The 20,376-nt window shown below is 58.9% G+C and carries 16 protein-coding genes and 2 pseudogenes; 8 read left to right on the forward strand and 10 right to left on the reverse strand.

The genetic code is table 11. The annotated features are described in order from the left end of the window. The first annotated feature begins 22 nt into the window (after positions 1-22). Both ACP7E0_RS24880 and ACP7E0_RS24885 read left to right on the forward strand, forming a co-directional pair. A complete protein-coding gene (locus tag ACP7E0_RS24880; RefSeq protein WP_426128759.1) occupies positions 23-1,498 on the forward strand; it encodes an amidohydrolase family protein in 1,476 nt (491 codons plus the stop codon). Positions 1,499-1,665: 167 nt separating this feature from the next. Then, positions 1,666-2,025, forward strand: coding sequence for a hypothetical protein (locus ACP7E0_RS24885; protein ID WP_426128761.1), 360 nt, complete (start codon positions 1,666-1,668; stop codon positions 2,023-2,025). A gap of 98 nt (positions 2,026-2,123) precedes the next feature. Here the strand turns inward: ACP7E0_RS24885 and ACP7E0_RS24890 are convergent, their stop codons facing one another. Then, positions 2,124-2,474, reverse strand: coding sequence for a DUF982 domain-containing protein (locus ACP7E0_RS24890; RefSeq protein ID WP_426128763.1), 351 nt, complete (start codon positions 2,472-2,474; stop codon positions 2,124-2,126). A gap of 201 nt (positions 2,475-2,675) precedes the next feature. Here ACP7E0_RS24890 and ACP7E0_RS24895 point away from each other — a divergent pair, with 201 nt between their 5' ends. Continuing rightward, the gene (locus ACP7E0_RS24895; protein ID WP_426128765.1) at positions 2,676-5,663 is read left to right on the forward strand and encodes an autotransporter outer membrane beta-barrel domain-containing protein; all 2,988 of its coding nucleotides are present in this window, start codon (positions 2,676-2,678) and stop codon (positions 5,661-5,663) included. A 48-nt stretch (positions 5,664-5,711) separates the two neighbouring features. On the opposite strand, the pseudogene ACP7E0_RS24900 reads toward ACP7E0_RS24895, so the two are convergent. Next, positions 5,712-6,623, reverse strand: a pseudogene (locus tag ACP7E0_RS24900) (hypothetical protein); the annotation flags it as partial. A gap of 261 nt (positions 6,624-6,884) precedes the next feature. Between ACP7E0_RS24900 and ACP7E0_RS24905 the strand changes: the two are divergent. After that, a pseudogene (locus tag ACP7E0_RS24905) lies at positions 6,885-7,078 on the forward strand (AsnC family transcriptional regulator); the annotation flags it as partial. A gap of 325 nt (positions 7,079-7,403) precedes the next feature. Here the strand turns inward: ACP7E0_RS24905 and ACP7E0_RS24910 are convergent. After that, entirely contained in the window at positions 7,404-8,156 is a 753-nt protein-coding gene (locus ACP7E0_RS24910; protein ID WP_426128767.1) for a helix-turn-helix domain-containing protein, read from the reverse strand. Positions 8,157-8,606: 450 nt separating this feature from the next. On the opposite strand from ACP7E0_RS24910, the gene ACP7E0_RS24915 reads away from it, so the two are divergent. The 4 genes from ACP7E0_RS24915 (at position 8,607) to ACP7E0_RS24930 (ending at position 13,148) form a co-directional block, all read left to right on the forward strand. Further along, positions 8,607-9,920, forward strand: coding sequence for a polysaccharide biosynthesis/export family protein (locus tag ACP7E0_RS24915; protein WP_426128769.1), 1,314 nt, complete (start codon positions 8,607-8,609; stop codon positions 9,918-9,920). A 112-nt stretch (positions 9,921-10,032) separates the two neighbouring features. Next, entirely contained in the window at positions 10,033-10,611 is a 579-nt protein-coding gene (rfbC, locus tag ACP7E0_RS24920; protein WP_426128771.1) for a dTDP-4-dehydrorhamnose 3,5-epimerase, read from the forward strand. 106 nt (positions 10,612-10,717) lie between these two features. Then, positions 10,718-11,632, forward strand: a complete 915-nt coding sequence (rfbD, locus tag ACP7E0_RS24925; protein WP_426128773.1) for a dTDP-4-dehydrorhamnose reductase — start codon at positions 10,718-10,720, stop codon at positions 11,630-11,632. Between the two features lie 7 nt (positions 11,633-11,639). After that, positions 11,640-13,148, forward strand: coding sequence for an O-antigen translocase (locus tag ACP7E0_RS24930; protein WP_426128775.1), 1,509 nt, complete (start codon positions 11,640-11,642; stop codon positions 13,146-13,148). A 75-nt stretch (positions 13,149-13,223) separates the two neighbouring features. Here ACP7E0_RS24930 and ACP7E0_RS24935 read toward each other — a convergent pair whose 3' ends face one another. Genes ACP7E0_RS24935 through ACP7E0_RS24965 form a run of 7 tightly spaced genes read right to left on the reverse strand, consistent with a single transcriptional unit; the run spans position 13,224 to position 20,221 of the window. Then, a complete protein-coding gene (locus ACP7E0_RS24935; RefSeq protein WP_426128776.1) occupies positions 13,224-14,408 on the reverse strand; it encodes a DegT/DnrJ/EryC1/StrS family aminotransferase in 1,185 nt (394 codons plus the stop codon). Further along, complete coding sequence (locus ACP7E0_RS24940; protein ID WP_426128903.1) at positions 14,405-15,376, reverse strand: NAD-dependent epimerase/dehydratase family protein; 972 nt, start codon at positions 15,374-15,376, stop codon at positions 14,405-14,407. Before ACP7E0_RS24940 ends, ACP7E0_RS24935 begins: the two co-directional genes overlap by 4 nt. A gap of 23 nt (positions 15,377-15,399) precedes the next feature. Next, positions 15,400-16,602 (reverse strand): DegT/DnrJ/EryC1/StrS family aminotransferase, encoded by a 1,203-nt coding sequence (locus ACP7E0_RS24945; protein WP_426128778.1) that lies wholly within the window; start codon positions 16,600-16,602, stop codon positions 15,400-15,402. Further along, the gene (locus tag ACP7E0_RS24950; protein ID WP_426128779.1) at positions 16,599-17,642 is read right to left on the reverse strand and encodes a methionyl-tRNA formyltransferase; all 1,044 of its coding nucleotides are present in this window, start codon (positions 17,640-17,642) and stop codon (positions 16,599-16,601) included. Before ACP7E0_RS24950 ends, ACP7E0_RS24945 begins: the two co-directional genes overlap by 4 nt. Further along, positions 17,632-18,684: a hypothetical protein gene (locus ACP7E0_RS24955; RefSeq protein ID WP_426128781.1), complete on the reverse strand. Its 1,053-nt coding sequence runs from the start codon at positions 18,682-18,684 to the stop codon at positions 17,632-17,634. Before ACP7E0_RS24955 ends, ACP7E0_RS24950 begins: the two co-directional genes overlap by 11 nt. Continuing rightward, positions 18,681-19,718 carry a Gfo/Idh/MocA family protein gene (locus ACP7E0_RS24960; protein WP_426128783.1) on the reverse strand — a complete coding sequence of 346 codons (1,038 nt, stop codon included), beginning with the start codon at positions 19,716-19,718 and terminating at the stop codon, positions 18,681-18,683. Before ACP7E0_RS24960 ends, ACP7E0_RS24955 begins: the two co-directional genes overlap by 4 nt. Beyond that, positions 19,718-20,221, reverse strand: a complete 504-nt coding sequence (locus ACP7E0_RS24965; protein WP_426128904.1) for an acyltransferase — start codon at positions 20,219-20,221, stop codon at positions 19,718-19,720. Before ACP7E0_RS24965 ends, ACP7E0_RS24960 begins: the two co-directional genes overlap by 1 nt. Positions 20,222-20,376: the final 155 nt, after the last annotated feature.

Here is a 20,376-nt window from a genome sequence, read left to right on the forward strand (position 1 = left end):
TGAAAAATCAGGAGGAAACGGGATGGGAAATTATCTGCTGCTTCACGGTACGATTGTGACCGTCGATCAAGAGCGGCGCACTATTGAGGATGGAGCGCTGGCCATTGCCGGTGACAGGATCGTAAACATCGGCACCGCGGAAGAACTTGAGCCGCGTCACACCGACAAGACAATCATAGACTGCTGCGGCAAGCTGATCATCCCGGGGCTGATCGATGCCCATGGCCATGCGGGCCACGCTCTCATCCGCAGCGTTGCAGCCGACACCAATGCGATGTGGATGCGTGTCGTCACCCCGACCTATTATCATTATGTCACCCGCGACTACTGGTATGCCGATGGCCTCGTCTCCGGCCTCGAACGGCTTCGCGCCGGCGTGACCACCGGTACCAGCATCATCACCTCGATGCCACGCGCGGATGATCCGGTCTTCGCCATCAACCATGCCCGCGCCTATAGCGAGATCGGACTGCGCGAGATCATCTGCGTCGGACCTTCGGGTTTGCCCTGGCCGCATCCGGTGACACGGTGGGAAAGCGGCAAGCCCGAACGCCGGCACATCGCCTTTGAGGAGATGATCGAGGGCAGCGAAGCCGTCATCGAGGCGCTGAACGGCAGCTCCGATGGCCGCATCAGTGTCTTCCTGACGCCTTTCACTATCGTTCCGTCGGTCGAACCGTCGAATGCATCGTCACCCGATCAGGCGGTAAAATTGACGGAAAACGATCGGTACCAGGCACGCCGCGTACGTGAAACCGCCCGCAAATGGGGCGTGCGCCTGCATTCCGATGCCTTTGCCGGGCAGATCCGCATGGCCTTCCAGGACAAGGAAAATGCACTGCTGGGACCTGACATCCACCTCCAGCATTGCTGGGGCATCTCGCACGAAGAGATGGACATCCTTGCCGAAACCGGAACCCACGTCACCCACGCGCCTCCTGGACGCTCGACGCCGATCATGGAAATGATGTCCAAGGGTATCAGGGTGGCGATTACAACCGATGGCGCAGCACCGAGCCGGCATTTCGACATGCTGCAGACCGCACGGGTGGCGCAGTTCACGCAACATCTCCTCCACAACCACGACCGCTACCTGCTACCGCCGGGCAAAATCTTCGAGATGATCACCATTGACGCTGCCCGGGCCATCGGCATGGAGCATGAGATCGGCTCCCTTGAAGTCGGCAAGAAGGCAGATATCGCCATCATCGACATGCGCAAACCGCACCTCATGCCGATGTGGATGCCGGTCCACCGGCTCGTGCACCAGGTCTTGGGAAGCGACGTCGACACCGTTATCGTCGATGGCAAGATGCTGATGGAAGGTGGCAAGGTACTGACGGCAGATGTCGAGGCGGCAATTGAATTCGGACAGCAGGAGGCGCTGGCACTGGCCGCGCGTGCAGGACTGCAGCCCCACATGCACGAACCCGGCTGGGGTAAATTGCAGCGCACCTTCGACGAGCCCGTCATACCGCCCCAGCCACCAGAGTGCTAACCGGCTGACACTGACGGTCGATGCTTTATCGCGCAGAAGCCCGTATTTCTGAATGCGATAGCGCAGGGTCTCCTACGCAGTTGCGAGAGCCTGCGCCAGCAGGTTGCAGAAGGGTACACAGCCGGACTATATCAATCCATCACGCGCGAACGGCCGGAAAGATGCAGATGACGACCAAGATTGATATTCATGTTATTTCGGATTCCGAAATCGAGCATGCCGTTCAGGCGGATGTCTCGTCCCGAACCGCCCATTTCTCATCGATCGAGTATGAGGGAAGGACTTTTGCCGTTCTCACTTGGATCGCCAATCATGATTTGGGCCTGAAAAAACCGGAATGGGTCATCCCGATCGCTGATGTACCCCATCAGATCGTGCCGGATGATGCTACGCCCTGCCGTTGGCGTCTGACCAACCCTTTGCCCGGCTCATTGTTCGACGCTTCCGCATCCCGCCAAGTCAGGCGCCAGTTCAGAGTGGAACCAGCGCCAAATCTCACCTTCAAGCTGAATCGGCCGCGTCACTGAGGTAACAACCGGCACAGAGCCGGTCGTCCGGCCATGTGCGGACGGCGGAAACAGCGGCTTTCCAGGGTGCCCCAAAATGGGGCATGAAAACCTTATCCCTACGCTCCGTTCCCAAACCAGGATCGATGCTTCGAACCTCTTTTTCCGGCCGGACTACCGCCGCCCAAGAAATTGAAGGTCCTGCCTCCCTGGACCACGCAGATGTAGGAGATAAGCGCCTCATCCGCTGCCCGGATCAGCGCTTCCCGGGCCTTGGAAGCCGGAACGGCACCCAGCAGCGCATCGCGGCAGACAGCCAGTGCACCAATGTATTCACAACCCTCATGAGAGGGCCAATGATCAATCAACAAATGCGCGGCCTCATCAACGGATTCGATGAGTTTGTACCTTTCTCCAACGCTCATGAGTATCCAGAGTGCAGGAAATTGATGCGACATGTTCGAACTCATGACACTTTTCCTTCCGACATGAATGTATATTAGAGGTCATGCAATAACCGTTCCAGTTCGCAAGAGCACGCAGATCAAAGGACCACTTGCAACCAAATGGCGAGCGGAGGGAAAAGATTAAATATTCATTAACCAGGGTTGGATAAGGGTTGTTACCTATCCCGCCGATGGATGTCGGCACTCGCTTGCATCGGCCGATCAATGACAAATCAACTGCTTCCGGCATTCTCCAGGCGTCTGGGCCTTTTCACAGCGTTGGTTTCTGCCGCCCTGACTGTGCCTTCTCTTGCTCAGTCCGTATGGTCGGGCAGTGCGGATAACGAGTTCAGCAATGGTTCGAACTGGAATCCCGTCCTGCCGGGGGTTGATGACGCAGCTGCCGTCCACAATGGTTCACCGCAGGTCACCAATGACGTCTCGATCGGTGCGCTGGGCGTGAACGGCGGCAATCTCACGATCACCAATACGGGCGCCTTAACCGTCACGAGCGGCAGTGCGATCTCATCGGGCAGCGTTGGCATTAACGCGGGTGGCGTGTTGAACTCGGATGTCGACCTCAACGGCGGCAGCCTGTTTATCGACGGTGACCTCAACGGCCGGTTGACGCTCAACACCGGAAACGTCGCTGTGAACGGCACGCTTGGTGCCGCCGCTGTCGGTACGGGCACATCGCTTTCCAACAACGGAACGGTAGGCAATGTAGCCGTCTCGTCAGGGGGAACATTCGTCAACAACAGCACTGCCACCACCGGCAAGATCACCAATGACGGCACCGCTTCAAATGCCGGAACGCTCGAAGCCCTGACGAACACGGCAGGCAACTTCACCAACAATACCGGCGGGACCATTGCCGGTAAGACGACGATCTCCGGCGGAACCGTCACCAACAATTTTGTCATTACGGATGCGGATGTCGCAGCCGCAGCCGCCTTCGTTAACAACAACGGCGCAACGGCCGGCGCAATCCGGAACTCCGGCACCATATCGAATGGGGGTATCATCGGTTCGCTCCAGAATGACGCCGGAGCGTTCACGAACAACTTCGGCGGCGAGGTGACGGGCGAAACGGCGATTACCGGCGGCAACGTCACGAACAATGCGACCGTCAAGGGCGTCAATGTCGGCGCGGACGCCAGCTTCACCAACACAACCGGTGCTACCGGCGGTGCGGTGACAAACGCCGGTAACTCGTCAAATGCCGGATCGATTGCCTCCCTGACGAACACGGGAGGAAACTTTACCAACAATGCCGGTGGCACGGTCACGGGGAAAACGACCATTTCCGGCGGCACCGTTGCGAATAATTTCGTCATTACCGACGCCGACGTCGCAGCTGTAGCCACTTTCGTCAACAACAGCGGCGCCACAGCCGGCACGATCCGGAACTCAGGCACCGTATCGAATGCAGGCACCGTCGCATCCCTTCAGAACGACGCCGGGACCTTCACGAACAATGGCGGTGGCACGGTCACCGGCACCACGACGGCAAGCGGTGGCAACGTCGTCAACAACGCGGCGCTCGGTGACGTCAGCATCGGCACGCAGGGCACGTTCACCAACAACAGCGGTGCAACGGCTGGTGCAGTCGCAAATGCCGGCAACGCTCAAAGCGACGGAACGATTGCATCGCTGGTTAACAGCGACGGAACATTCTCCAATTCCGGAACGATCAACGGGACGGCGTCGGTCATGGGCGGTGCGTTCATCAATCAAGGTACGGTCACCGGGACGATCGACGTTTTTGATGGCGGCCTATTATCAGGAAGCGGTGTCGCCGGGGGACTGTCGGTGAATGCCGGTGGCATACTGGCACCAGGACCCGGCATCCAGACGCTTGCTGTCAATGGGAACCTTACATTGCGATCTGGCTCAACCTATGAGGTCGAGATCGACGGCACTGGACTTTCCGATCGGGTGAATACCACGGGGGCGCTCGTCATCGAAGGTGGCACATTGGATATCAAGGCCGCAAGCAGCACCTATGGCGTGGCGACAGACTACACGATCCTGACCGCCGGTAGCATAACTGGGACCTTCTATACCATTGCCAGCGATTTTGCCTTCCTGTCGCCGACGCTGACCTACGGGCCCAAAACCGTCGATCTCGGGCTTGATCGCAATGACGTGCATTTTGCGGATGTCGCGGCGGCGAAAAATGATCGCGCAGCAGCGACTGCCGTTGAGGCTCTGGGATCGTCAAACCCGCTCTTTCTGGCCGTGCTGCCACTGGACGCTCAAACCGCTGGCAGCGCCTTCTCGCAGCTAAACGGAGAAGTTCACGCCTCCCTCAAGAGCGAGCTGCTGTGGGAGAGCCGTTTCCAGCGTGAAGCGATACTCGACCAAACGCACCCTTCTGCCGGGCGGCATTCCGCGCAGGCCGACGATGTGGCGTTCTGGACATCCGGCTTCCTCGCCGCAAACAGCCTCTCAGGTGACGCCAATGCAACGGGCGTCGATGGCCGTGTTGGCGGCGCGATGTTTGGGGCCGATGCGGCGATTTCCGATCAATGGCGCTTGGGCGGTCTGCTCGGTTATAGCCATCTTTCGATGCAGCCGCAGGCGAGAGCCAAGTCCTATCATGCCGGCCTCTATACGTCGGGCGGTATTGGGCCGCTGGACTTCACCGGTGGCGCCATTTACTCCCGCAACGAGGCGTCAACCCGTCGTGGCGTTTCCTTCAGCACGTTTGCCGACGGGCTGGCAGCCAACTACGATAGCACCACCACACAGGTTTTCGGGGATATCTCCTGGTCGCTTGAGATGGATGATATCCAACTCCAGCCCTTCGCCAATCTTGCCTACATCCATCTTAATACAGATGATTTCCGCGAGAGCGGCGGCGCGGCACCATTGTCGGCTGCAGGCGGCTCGGATGCGGTTGCGATATCGACGGCAGGCATCCGCTTCTCGTCCGATCTGCCAACTGACGGATTCCCCGTTGCCATCACGGGAATGCTGGGTTGGCAGCACGCCACCGGCGATCTGGCACCATCCTCCCGCCTCGCTTTTTCCGGCGGCACACCGTTCGTGATTGAAGGTGTGGCAATGCCAAGCGATGCCGTGGTGGTGAGGGCAGGCATTACCGCCAAACTCTCCAAGTCGGCTCGCCTGACGCTGACCTATTCGGGTGAATTCGCCGATGGCTCACAGTCAAATGCGGCGCAAGCAAACCTGCTGGTAGACTTTTAGTCACTGTGCTCATGAGTTGAAGCGCGGATTCTCCAGAAAATGCCGATGTTAAACGCTAAGCTGCCGCCAGGCCGACAGCGCCGAAGCGGCTCCACTCGATCGTAAACTCGACACGGCAACAACACGCCTCGCCCGGAAAGCGGCATTGCGGTCCAAGTCGTCACCGAAGACCTCCGTCAGGCTCAGGAAGACCGCGACGATCTTTTCCGGATCATGTCGCGATGCGTCCGGCCAGTGGATCACGAACATCAATTGCCTTTTCAGCCTCATCAAACCCGCGGGCATAAGACATCCATGCGGCAACCCCAAGCACCAGCCGGTCATAGGAAGCTCCTGCCCGCATAGGCAAGGGTTGAATGACCGCCGTTGAGCAGCCGCAGTTTCATCGTCTCGAAGGCCGAAACCTCGGGCACGAAGACGGCGCCCCCGCCTCCCAAACCGGCCGGCCAAGTGCCGCCCCAATTGCCGGAATGGCTCGGTCACCACCGGCCAGGCATCCTCAACACCAAGAGCACCCGCAATCACGGTACGATCGGGATCCGTCGTTGCCGGCACGATCCGGCGATCATGGTGGATGGGCAAGCGACCTCGGCGACGAAAGCGGCCAGCCCCGGATCCCTGAGCTCGGCAAAACGGCTGACACGCTTCAGCACATGGCCGTTCGGCGGAAGATTGTGGCAGGACAGAAGCGTGTACGCAGCCACGCCCGCCGCCCGCCGGCGGGCCAAAGCCTCGACGATGAAGCCGATGGCCGATCTAGGGTTTTCCGGATTTTGCAGATCGTGGATTACATCGGGATGATCGTAATCCAGCATACCGGTCGCCGGATTGTGGCAGTACCCCTTTTCGGTCACCGTCAGCGAGACAATGCGGGTCGCCGGGTCAGGCAATCCGCGCCATAACAGCCTGCGGGTCCTCCAGCGCGACAAGGGTTTCGACAACGCTGCCGATGATGCGCAGATGGGCCACCCGGCTCTGCGACGATCCGTGGCGATGGTGGCATAGAGAACCGCCGCATCACGATCAAACGGGAGCACGCGTCCAGACAGATCCTCGCCAAAACTCGGCGAGATGGCCGCTTCCAAGCCACGGCGGTGGCGGCCATCTGGCAAAAGTCGCAGCGCATAGACTATTCAACGACAGCATCGGTTTGGCGTGAAGTTTCTATGGCGTGATCAAACGGGTTGCACATCCGGTGAAAAGTTTGCGGCAAAACTGCGGGACGGCACCATCATCGGCTACACGGTGATGCTGCGCGCCGATGCCCTTGAATGGGTCGTTCGCGGCGTCATGATGATCGAGGGCCACGTGACCGATCGCCTGATCTGGACGCCGGGCGGTTCCTGCAGATCTCGCAGATCCATACGACGAACGGCCGAAAGGATCTTCCGGTCGAACTCGGCGCCTCGAGCCTTCTGAGTTCGACGCTGAGGCTGACCCAAAAGAACAACTAGCAGAGACCAAAGTAGGCCCGATTATCATCGACGAGACTCGACGATCAACGAAATTCGCCTCGGCGTTGAGGAGAATCGTGGACGAAAATTGAGCGACGGGCCAGTTTGTCCTGGCAGGCTCCTCCAACGTTTTCACTTCCGGCGTGGCCGGAGTCGTCAGCGGGTAGAGTCCATACAATGGCGATGCTTCCAATCCTCGCCTGCGGAGATACGCTGTTGCAGGCGGCGCTTTCCTAAAGTCATAGACTTACCAGAGGTGGAGGTTTGGGAAGCTGCGCTTGGACCACTAATTTTCGTTCAGCGACCGCGCGTTGTCATGCAGATTGCGGAACCGTGCCGCTGCCTCTGTCCTGTTGTGCACACCCAGTTTGCGGATGATGTGGTGCAGATGGATCTTGACCGTATGCTCCGACAATCCGCATTCCACGGCAATCAGCTTGTTCTGAAGACCGTGCGAGACCATTTTTAGAATTTGGGATTCCCGGATGGTCAATTCAGGCATGTGGATAGGCCGAAAATCTTGGCCATGGAGAGAACCGGCACCGTCGGATGAGGCCGTCTTCTGGTCGCGTGTTTTCGCCTGCATAATAAATCCTGGCGGAAAATACTCGCCGCCGCAAAGCAAAAGGCGGATGATCGACAGCCAGACGTCCAGCCTCAAATCCATCGGCAAAACGCTGCGAACAAGCGGAGAGTTGACGACATCTTGCAGGGATGTGACGAGAACCTTGTCATAGGGCTCGATCACCGCGGTCAAAGCGTGCGGGTGAGCGCGCAACATCTCGGCCGCTTCCGCTTCCGCCTTCTTCATCAATGCGGTATCCACCAGGATGAGAGCGACAGGATGAGCGAAGGCTTCACAGGCAGCGTCGACAGCGTCTACCTGTTCGACCAGAACCCATGGGAACTCCCGCTCGACAGCGTCAATCAGACGCTCCGATATGCTGCCGCTGTTTGTTAGAATCAATAGGACGCGCTGGGGTTCAAGCCGTTTTCTGGCACCCGCAGCGTCATGCTCATTCCCATCCAACAGCATCATATCCGCATCCATCAGTCAAAGCCCGCCTGTGCTTGCCATGTTGACAGAGCAAACGGAATTCACGCACCACTCGCGAGACTGTAGCTTACGCAAGGGATGGCCGCGACGGCGCAAAAGGGCTGAGAGAGGAGCGACGATCAATGTACCTGGGGATATCGCCGCACGGCCTCTCATCCTAACGGACGATGACGGCACCCTATGCGGCCTCCAACCGACGGGGGGCATTCGCCTTTTCCCCTACCCCTCCCTTGCCTGAACTCGCCTTTGGGGCGAGCAATAACAATCGAGATTAATGTCTCTACCTTCCAGAGAAGCGCGGCATGCCGGTATCAGCAATATTGATGAAGCAGAACCGCCGCTCTTCCCCTTCTCAATCGCTGTCTATTCGGCACACTGAGCGCTGCACCCCGGCAACGGGACGCTCGGGGTTTTAAGCTTTGGAGAAAGACATTGACCGCATTTTTCCGGCGTTACTGCGAATTATGTCCTGCGCTTCCGGTACTGTTCGCGGCAAGTATTTTTGGCGGCCTGTTCACGCCCGCGCTCGCGGATGGCTCTCAACTGACGCCACAAACCAGATTTCGCCTGACGATTGTCCAGTGGATGCCGACGAAGGGCGCCTACGAGAGATGGGATGCCCTCGGCGGCGAGTTCCGGATTTCGCAAACGGGCACGGTGACGCTTCCGGTGGTCGGCACTCTGCCGGTCGGCGGCCTCGACAACGCCGGCCTCGCAACCGAAGTAGCCAAACGGCTGAAGGCCAAGATCGGGTTGGTGGAAACGCCTGAGACAACGGTCGAAATTCTGGAGCAGCCGCCGGTTTATGTCGTTGGAAATGTCAATGCGCCGGGAGAATACAAGTTTCATCCGGGCATAACCGTGCTGCAGTCACTGGCGATGAGCGGCGGCGAATTCCGGCCGCTGAACGGCACCCAAAATTCCGTCGATAAAACCGGCTATGTCGGACAGTTGCAGGAGATCGCCAACGCCACGCTGCGCAGCGAGATCAAGATCGTCCGGCTTCAGGCCGAAATTTCCGGGGCAAAGGAAATGCGCCCTGACATGGTACCGCAGGATGACCCCGGCCTGGCATCGGCAATCTTCCAGCAGGAACAGGTCATTCATACCGCGCGCCTGAACGATCTGGACCGCCAGTCGAAATCCTATGGCGAACTGCGCAACCTTTTGACGTCCGAAATAGACGTCATCGAGAAAAAGATAATTGGCGCCGATGAAGACATTGTGTCGATCCAAAAGGAACTGAGCAATGTAAAAGCCATGGTCGAGCGCGGCATCGCGCTTCCGACACGCCAATCGGACCTGGAAAGGACGTTGCGTAGCTACCATGCCAACCGTCTCGATCTCGTCACCTCGATCATGCGGGCACGCCAGAATATCGCCGAAGCGACACGCAATCTCGATGGTCTCAGCGACAAGCAGCACACCGAGGTCGCCTCGGAACTGCAGGCAGAGCAGGCCACCCTCGATCAGCTGAAATTGAAACGTGACACCACGCAGAAGATGCTGCTCAGCGCGTTATCGGCCGGCGCCGGTTCGCAAGCCGGCGAGGAGCCCCTCGCCTTTACCGTAACGCGCCAGGTCGAGGGCATTGCCAAGGAGATTGCCGCAGCAGAGACGACAGTCCTCCAGCCTGGCGATGTCGTGCGTGTCCTTCGCCAGAAGCCACCAGTATCGAACGCATCGGCGGCATCAACCAGCCTTCCGGTTGACGGGAACGCGCAAGCCGAACAGGCCAGCCAATGAGGGAGCAAGGTGCTTTCATAGATCGTGCGCCACGCCACTTGCAGGAAAGGCTCTTGGGGACTTGTCTGGCTAGCAACACTATCCACCATCACCGCGCGGAGGCGTTTGCATCATGAGCTTCCAGATCAAATCGCTCGGATTGGAAGGCGTTCTGGAAGTCCTCCCGGCGAAGGTCGATGACGACAGGGGCTTCTTCTCGGAGACCTGGAGCGCGCATCAGCTCGCTGAACATGGCGTGACGCTGAATTTCGTGCAGGACAATCACTCCCGCTCCATTGCGGCGGGCGTTCTGCGAGGCCTGCATTACCAGTTGCCGCCTTACGCTCAGGACAAGCTGGTGAGGGTGGCCAAGGGGTCGATCTTCGACGTCGCCGTCGATATCCGCAGAGGTTCAACCAGCTTTGCCCACTGGACCGCCGTTCGCATTTCGGCCGACAAATGGAATCAGGTGCTGATTCCAAAGGGGTTCGCACACGGCTTTCTGACACTCGAACCGGACACGGAGGTGATCTACAAGGTCACCAATCCATACTCGGCCAGCCATAGCCGTTCAATCCGCTTCGATGATGCGGACATCGGCATCATATGGCCCATGAACCCGTCCAAATTTCAAGTTTCCAACAATGACCGCATGGCGGCTTCGCTCGAAGAGGCGGAACTTTTCGATATGCTTGAGGAGTGTGATCCATGAGCATCGGCATGATAAAGGGGGCTTTCGACGACAAACCGGCCCATAGCGCCATCAGGGCGGATATTCCAGAAGATGGCGGCCGCTTTGGCCGACGGGCAACGCCACAATGAAAATTCTGGTGACCGGCAAGAATGGTCAGGTCGTGACCAGCCTTGTCGAGGCCGCTGCCGATATGGAGGAGATCGAGTTGATCACCGTCGGGCGGCCGGAGTTCGACCTGACCGATCCCGCGTCGGTACGGCAAACCATTCTCACCGCAAAACCTGAAATCGTCATATCGGCCGCCGCCTATACCGCCGTCGACCGAGCCGAGGACGAACAGAACCTTGCATATGCGGTCAATGTGACGGGGGCGGCGGCAGTTGCAGAAGCTGCCGCTGTGTTGCGCGTGCCGATCATTCATCTGTCCACGGACTATGTTTTCTCAGGAACCGATCCCTACCCTTACCTTGAAGATGACGAGGCCGAACCGAAGACCGTGTACGGTTACACCAAGCTGCGAGGCGAGCGTGCGGTCGCAAGCGGCAATCCCCGCCACATCATTCTGCGAACGAGCTGGGTCTACAGTCCCTTCGGCACCAACTTCGTCAGAACCATGCTGCGCATCGCATCAGAACGCGACAAGATCGCCGTCGTTGCCGATCATTGGGGGAACCCGACATCAGCGCTGGACCTTGCAAACGCAATCCTGTTGGTGGCGACACATCAGGCACGGCATTTTTCCGGCATCTATCATGTGACCGGCTCCGGCGAGACCAACTGGTCCGGGTTCGCCAAGCATATTTTCAAAGTCAGCCGCGCCTACGGCGGCCCAGCGGCCGATGTCGACGAGATTGTTTCCACCGGTTACCGCACCAGAGCCAAGCGCCCGGCGAGCTCAGGCCTATCCACTGAGAAGTTCGAGCGGACTTTCGGCTGGCGCGCACCAAGCTGGCAATCAAGCGTGGAAACGGTCGTGCGGCGCATCATCGACCGGGATTACCCTGACTATCCTTCACCTCATGACAAGCGCGAGGTTTAACCGATCCATGACCGTGCAGGAAACCTCGCCCCACGGGCAAAGCTATACCCAGATTCTTAAATCGACGATCCTGATCGGCGGCTCGTCGCTGGTAACGGTGTTTTTCTCCATTATCCGCAATAAGGCCATGGCGGTGCTGCTCGGCCCGGAAGGGGTCGGGTTGATGGGGATCTACAGTTCGATCGCCGACATTGCCCAGACCCTTGCGGGTCTCGGAATCCAGTCGAGCGGCGTTCGCCAGATCGCCGAATCGATTGGAACCGGCGATGCCGAAAAGATCGCGCGAACGGCTTTCGTCTTGCAAAGAATCTCGTTCGTTCTTGGCATCGCGGGCACGCTGATGCTCGCCGCACTGGCAGCACCCGTATCCCTGCTTACGTTCGGCAACCATCAGCACGTGGCGGGCGTTGCGTTGCTATCGCTTGCCATCTTCTTCCGGCTTGCCTCGGCAGGCCAGACAGCGCTGGTTCAGGGAATGCGCGAAATCTCGACGCTTGCGCGTATCAACGTGCTGACCGCCTTCTTCACCACTGTCATTACCCTTCCCTTCATCTACATCTTCGGTTCACAAGGCATTGCACCATCCCTCGTCGCAGTCGCTGCCGTCACGCTTCTCACATCGTGGTGGTACAGTCGCCAGATGACCCACTGCACCGTCAGTCTATCGACGCCCCAGATGCGCCACGAACTGGGGGGGCTGATCAAACTGGGCCTTGTTTTCATGGTCAGCGGATTGCTGACGCTGGCCGCCGCCTATGTCGTCCGCATCATCGTGCTGCAGCACGGCGGCATTGCGGAAGCCGGGCTTTACCAATCCGCCTGGGCGCTCGGCAGCCTCTATGCCGGCTTCATCCTTCAAGCCATGGGTACGGATTTCTATCCCCGCCTGACGGCGATCGCCAATGATCATCCCGCATGCAATCGCATGGTCAACGAACAGACGCAGGTTAGCCTGTTGCTTGCGGGTCCCGGCGTGCTCGCAACCTTGACATTCGCGCCAATGGTCATGTGGCTGTTCTACTCGCCCGAATTCTTTGCTGCAGCGGATCTGCTGCGCTGGATTTGTCTCGGTATGCTGCTTCGGATCATTGCTTGGCCGATGGGGTACATTGTGCTGGCAAAAGGCGAGCAGGCGATCTTTTTCTGGACCGATGTAGCAGCGACGTTGGTGCATATCGGACTTGCCTGGCTACTGGTGAAACAGTTTGGACTGGTCGGGGCTGCAGCAGCATTTTTCGGGCTTTACGTCTGGCATGGAATTCTCATCTACGTGATTTCCCGAAGGCTTACCGGATTTAGGTGGTCCGCCGCCAACCTGCGGATCGGCTCAATCTTTCTCGCCTTGTCAGCCCTGATATTCGGCGCGACGTTCGTTCTGCCATTCTGGCAGGCAACCGCGCTCGGATCAGCCGCCGTCCTTGTAAGCGGACTCTATTCACTGAAAATGCTGATCCAGCTTCTGCCGCCGGAAACACTGCCGCGGCCGATCAGGAAATGGATTACGAAGTCTATCTAAACGACATGAAAGAGCCGCGATGCGGGGAAAGCGCATCGCGGCTAAAACATGCACAGGCTTAGACTATCAGAGAAATCACGCCGTCGCAGTGCGTCGGTCACTGCACATGTCACGCAGAACGTCAGCGACAAACCGCACCTCATCGTCAGTCATCTGCGCAAACAGCGGCAGGATGATCGCTCCTTCCTGAGCGGTAACGCTATGGGTGAGCTTTCCTGAAATGCGGTGCGACGCCGGATTGGCGTAAGCTGCCTCGCGATGGGTGTTCATAATCCCGCGGCGGGTCGAAATTCCCTTGTCGAGCAGCACCTGCATCGTGGCGCGCTGGTCGAGCCACGGCGGAAGTTTGACACAATAGCTCTGCCAATTGGACCGCGCCCATGCAGGCTCGACCGGCGTTTCCAACCAAGAGATATCTCCGAGGCTTTCGGTATAGAGATTTGCGAGGTAACGACGGCGGGCGACGAGGGTGGGAAGACGCTTGAGCTGCACGCGGCCGACCGCAGCCTGCATATCGGTCATGCGGTAGTTGTATCCGAGCTCCGGATAGCTTTCATAGATCACCTGGCGCGAACCGTGGCGAACGGTGTCGGCTACATCCATGCCATGCTGGCGCCACAGACGGAATTTGCGATCATACTCGGCGTTGTTGGTGGTCAGCATTCCACCGTCTCCGGTGGTAATCACCTTGCGCGGGTGGAAGGAAAAGCAGGCAATATCGCCATGCGGACGCCCGACCTTCTGCCATACCCCGTCCCACAGGATTTCACTGCCGGACGCACAGGCGGCATCCTCGATAACTGGAATGGAAAGCCTGTGGCCGATCTCGACGATGCGGGTAAGGTCGCAGGGCATGCCCAGCTGATGCACGCACAGAATAGCCTTCGTGCGCGGCGTCACCGCCGCCTCGATAAGATCGGGATCGATATTGAACCCGTTGCTGCCGATATCGACAAAGACAGGTATGCCGCCGTCATACCGGATGGCATTTGCCGTCGCGATAAAGGAATGGCTGACGGTAATGACCTCGTCGCCAGGGCCGATGCCGACCGCCCGCAAGGCGAGATGAAGTGCAGTCGTGCAGTTGGAAACGGCGCAGGCGTGCGGCGCACCGACAAATTCGCCGAATTCACGCTCGAAGGCCGCAACCTCGGGCCCTTGGGTAACCCATCCGGACAAGATTACACGCCGCGTGGCTTCTGCTTCCTCTTCATCGAGGAAGGGTTTGGCGACCGGGATTTGTGGAAGCATGGCGCTCATGCTGCCTGCCCTCCCAAAGCACGCTCCTGCCGCCACCAGGCGACGAGATCACGCAGACCCTCTTCAAGCGATATCTCCGTCTTGAAGCCGAGAAGCCGCTCGGCTTTGTTAGTATCAGCCAACCGGCGGGTGACGTTGTTGACTTTCCGCGCTGGCTGATGCTCGGGCTCCATCGAATAGCCCATGACCTTCGTCAACATCGTGGCGAGCTCATTCAGGCTGGTCTCTTCGCCACTTGCAACGTTGAACACCTCGTCAGTGACATCCGATTTCGCCGCAAGCAGATTGGCGCGGGCGATATCGCGGATATGAACGAAATCCATCGTCTGTGTGCCATCACCGTGGATGATCGGTGCCAAGCCGGCGGCAAGGCGCTCCATCCAGCGAATAAGGACCTCGGTATAGACGCCGTAGACGTCCATGCGCGGGCCGTACACGTTGAAGTAACGCAGTGCCACATATTGCAGGCCATACATGTCGGCAAAGCTGCGCAACAGGCCTTCGTTGAAGGTCTTCGCCGCTCCATAGATCGTCCGGTTGTTGTAGGGATGGTGCTCTTCGGTCGTTGGAAAGCTCTCGGCAAGGCCGAGAACCGATGCCGAAGACGCTGCAATCACTTTCGAAACGCCGGCTTTGACGGCAGCTTCGAGAACGTCAAACGTGCCGCCCGCCAAGACATCGAAAGCAAGCCGCGGCTCCTCGGCGCATTGGGTGATCCGGATTGCCGCCTGATGGAAAACGATATCAACCCCTTCGAAGGTTTTCGCCAGAAGGGCGCGATCCCGTATATCACCTTCAATGATGGTGACGGGTGCTGCGCCAATCGCCTGAACCAGATTTTCGCGGCGGCCGCGCACGAAATTGTCCAGCACCAGGATTTCACGAGGCTGCTCCTGCGCAACCAGATCCGCAATGTGAGAGCCGACGAGGCCGGCACCGCCGGTTATCAGTATCCGCTTGTTCTTCATGGTTTCCGCTCCAACTGGATGTGTCATTTGCCGAACGCCGGCGACGCTTGAGCAATGTGAGACCTACTTGGATTTCCGCCCACAAAAACGGCTTCCCTGCGGGGCACCCTGGCAATTGAGCCCTGCTGCAGCGCCTGTTCGAGCATCTCCACGACATATTCCTGCGTCTCCGCCGTGATGTATGGGCAGAGCGGCAGCGACAGGATTTCTCCAGCCGCCTGCTCGCTAACCGGGCAAGCCGTCCCGAGCTTGGCGAGAGGTGCAAAAGCCTGTGTTCGGTGGATCGGCGTGGGATAATGAATCCCGGCACCAATCCCTGCCTCGTGCAACGCGCCAAGCACCTTGTCGCGATCACGAACACGAATGACATAGAGATGCCAGACATCCTCGTTGCCATCGGCGGAACGCGGCAGAACCACGTCCGGAGAGGCGGACAGCAATTCGTCATAATATGCCGCAGCATCCCGCCTGCAGGCATTCCAATAGGCAAGCCGCTTCAACTTCGCGCTCAAAACGACCGCCTGCAGTGCATCCAGCCTGGAATTGAAGCCGAGCACTTCATGGACATATTTCGTCTTGCTGCCGTGCGCGGCGATCATGCGGATTTGATCGGCCAGATCCGGATCGTTGGTCGTCACGGCACCTGCATCGCCGAACGCGCCGAGGTTCTTGCCTGGATAGAAGCTTGTACCAGCAACTTTCCCGAGGCTTCCCGCCGGCTGACCGAAGCGCTTGGCGCCTTGCGACTGCGCCGCATCCTCCACGATAGGCACACCCCAGGCCTCTGCGATCGGCAGCAAACGTTCAACCGGCGCCACCTGGCCAAAAAGGTGCACAGGCACGATTGCTTTCGTTCGCGCGCTCATCGCGTCGGCGACGCGATCGGGATCGATCAGCAGGTGCACGGGATCGACATCCACGACGACCGGGACAGCCCCGATGCGTGATACGGCCTCCGCCGTTGCAACGAATGAATTCGCCGGAAGAACGACCTCGTCACCGACCGTAACCCCAAGAGCCCGTAACGACAACTCGATCGCATCGGTGCCGTTGGCCAGTCCCACGCAGCTGGAAACGCCCGTCGCCTGAGCGTACGCACTTTCGAATTCGGAAACTGGCGCCCCACCGATGAAGGCGCTCTTGGCGATGATTTTTTCCCAGCCTGCTTTGACGTCTTCGCTGACTTCCTGCTGTTGGGAGGCAAGATCGATAAGGGGTACGTTCATGAAGACTGCCTCACCTTTTGATAGGAAAATCGCGCCGCAAGCGGAGTGGTCTTGTTGTCCGACCTGTGGTCTTGAACTTGCTCATCGGCAGAAGCGATACCGCGCCGGCCTTCGTCGAGCAGCATCGCCAAATCCGCAACATTGATACCCAGGGACATGCGCGTGGACGTGATCGCAGTTGCAGCCGCGCAGGGCGCGGCGCCGGACAGTCGGATCTCCTGGAGGCGCAGAATACCATCGCCGGTCAAAATCTCGACATAGCCCGTCCGCCGATCCACATCGACCACACGTCCGGGGATGTGGCCCACGTAACTCAGCTGATCCGGCACCGGTTCAGCCCGCAGGATTTCGATTTTCTGGATACCCAGATGGGAAAATGCGGATGGAAACTCTCCACCGAGCGAGCGGATCAGCCTGTCGATCATCATCGTCGAAGTCGACCAGTCGATCATGCCATCCGACGGTACCCGGCCGCAGCAATAGCTGGCCTCTGCCTCGTTCTGCCGGTCGCCAAGGTCACCGCTCAACCGCCTCTCGACGGCCCCAGCAAGCAGTTTTCGTTGCAGGGCATTTAATCGCTGGTAAAGGTCGGTTACCGTGTCCCGCGAGCGGATGGGAACAAAGCGCTGCATGAGTATGCCGCCAGCGTCGAGCTTTTCAGTCAGGCAATGTATGCTAATCGCCGCCTCCGTTTCACCGTTGAGGATCGCCCAATTGACGGTCGCGCGGCCGCGGTAGCGAGGTAGGGGCGCATAGTGAACGTTGATAAAAGGCCGGGACTGGAGAAGGTGAGCAGGCAAGACCCTGTTGTAGGAGGACACCACGACGGCATCCGGCCGCAGTTCTTCGATTACCGCAGAGAGCATTGCTATAGAAGGGTCAGATACGACTCTCACGCCCGCGGCTCTGGCCATTTGCACGACATCGTCCTCACCGGGACGGACAAGCGCGAGTACGGTAAATCGTTCTTCCAGTGCACGGAATGCCGTTGCGGTCGTTGATCCCAGGCCGACAAGCAGGACTGTCCGCTCAGAGCGCATCGACATACTCCAGATCGGCGGTCGTTCGCTGCTCGAGGGGCTTCAGCAGAACCTGCGCCACTTTCAGACCACCGACCTGCAGCCTGATGATCGCCTCTGGTCCAATCGCCGAGGGCAGAACCGCCATATGGCCGGGCGAAGGTGCATTCCGCGGCCAGTACCGGAGACCAAGCGTGTCGAGCATCGGGCGGTCGAGATCGCCCCAGAACTGAGCAACCAACGTGTCAGGAGCGTTGCGCGCCAACCAGAGGGCGTCCTCCGGCGTGAGGACAGGCTTCCAGCAGGGACGCTGCGAAACGAGGAGCACATCTGGGCGTGGTCCCTCGCGCAGAGTCTCGAATTCCGCCGCCAGCGAAACGATCGCCCCCGCGCCTTCCAGCCCCCGTCGCAGATATTCGGCAAACGGGTTGTCGCAGAGGACCGCAATCCTTGCCCTGTAGGGGGCAATACCTGCCTCAAGCAGCGATTTGACGGCCATCAGGCCCAGATAGGAAAAGACGTCCACATTAGGATGGCGCTCGTTGGTACCGGCTGTGGCAATTCCCCGGGCCTGTAGTGCGGCAAGATCGACATCGAAGCGCCCCGCTTGAATTTCCCAGGATTCAAACATCAGCGGTACGACCGCGGTCGGTTTCAGACATCCGATCGATTCCGCATCAAGCGGCCTGACATGGCCTGAATTCGTGACGATATCGGCGCTGGCGAGCGCCGCTTTGTCCTTTGTTTCGACGACGGAAATGATGCCCGGCTGAATCCCGGCCATCGCTGCCAGCATCAGGGTATTGGCTTCGATATCGGCTGCATGGCCGTACCGGGTGGTCCGGGTCACCGCAATGACCTTCTTCGCGCCAGCCAGCGCTGCGGCGATCGGCGTTACCGCATAGGCGCCGGACGCCGCCTCGGTCATGACCGTGTAGCCGGAGAGATCCAGTTCACAGGCAGTAACCGTTTCACGGACCAGCCGGAGCAGGCGCTGCGGTTCGAAACCGGGCAGCAGGTCCATATCCGCTGCCGCGGCTTGCTTCGGCATGGGGACGGTCATGCGATCAGCCTAGCCTGTTCGAGCTCGATGACGCGGCCGCGCTGGGCGAGTGATTGGGTGGCCGCTTCCAGGATGCGGACAACGCGCAGGCCGGCATTGCCATCAGCAATCGGCTGTTCGTTCTTCTCGACGCAATCGATAAACTGCTTCAGCTCGCGGCCGAGCGCCTCTGTCATGTCGAGCTGTGGCGCATACATATCGCCGGTACGGTAGCCAACCAGCATTTGGTAGACCTTCTCGCCGTTGCACTGTGGATTGCCGTTGAGCGTAATGCCCTTGTCATAGATCTTGATCTTTTCGCTGGGCTCCAGGTCGTCATAGACGATCATTTTGCTGCTGCCGCCGATCAGCGTGCGGCGCACCTTGACCGGTGCCAGCCAGTTGACGTGGATATGGGCAATCAGCTTGCTTTCGAAAAAGAGATTGAGATAGGCGATGTTTTCCGGCTCGCCGGCGACATGGCTCATGCCGGTTGCCGAAACCGCGACGGGCTTTTCCTGCAACACGTAGTCCATGATTGACAGATCGTGGACGGCAAGGTCCCAGATAACGCTGACATCGTGCTGGAACAGGCCGAGATTGACCCGGACGGAGTCGTAATAATACATATCGCCAAGGCCGTTCTCCACAACTTCGCGCATCTTGCGCACCGCTCCAGTGTGGACAAACGTATGGTCGACGGCCAGGACCAAACGCCGGCGGGCGGCTTCATCGACCATGCGGCGGGCTTCATCCACCGTCGATGCCATCGGCTTTTCAACGAACACGTGTTTGCCGGCCATCATCGCCTGCATCGCCAGCTTGAAATGGGTGAAGACCGGGGTCGCGATAGCAACGGCGTGAACCCGGGGGTCGCGCAGGATTTCATCGAAATCACTGGTGATTTCCACGGCTGGGTAACGCGCCTTGACCATCGTCAGACGTTCCGGCCTCAGATCACAAACGTAGAGAAGCTGAGCCTCGGGGGCTTCCGCTATATTCCTGACAAGGTTCGGCCCCCAATAACCGTAGCCGACCACAGCAATACCGATCATTATACTCTCCTTGATGAAATGACGCTGGCCGGCGCGTCCTGCACGCGGCCTATAATCTTGGCGGGAACACCTGCAACGATCGCGTAGTCCGGAACATCCTTGGTCACGACCGCCCCGGCGCCGATCTGTGCGCCTTCGCCAATCGTCAGGCCCGGAAGGATCGTGGCATTGCTGCCGATGGCCGCGCGGCGCTTGACCAGGGTGGGAACGACGTCCCATTGCCCATCGGACAGAAGCTCGCCGCCGTAATTGACGGCACGCGGATGTATGTCGTTGGTAAACATGACGCCGTGGCCGACAAAAACGCCGTCCTCGATCGTGACGCCCTCGCAAATAAAAGAGTGGCTGGAAATCTTGCAGTTCTGTCCAATGATCGCGTTTTTCTGGATTTCCACGAAAGTGCCGATCCGGGAACCAGCACCGATGCTGCATCCGTAAAGGTTGACAAGATCGGGATGGTGGATGACCACCCCTTCACCCAAGATGACACTTGCTGCGATCATGCCGCCCACGTCCCCGATTGACATCGAATTCAAGCCGGCTTGTCGCGGCGCGTTTCTGTGCTGCTAATGCCGCGTCAAATATGAATTCCTGTGCCCTCAGAATGAGTTCGTTTCGGCAAATGAGTAAAGGAAACAAAATGCGGTAATTCGCCCAT

Origin of the sequence: Pararhizobium sp. PWRC1-1, assembly GCF_049897905.1 — a bacterium.
Classification (GTDB): domain Bacteria; phylum Pseudomonadota; class Alphaproteobacteria; order Rhizobiales; family Rhizobiaceae; genus Pararhizobium.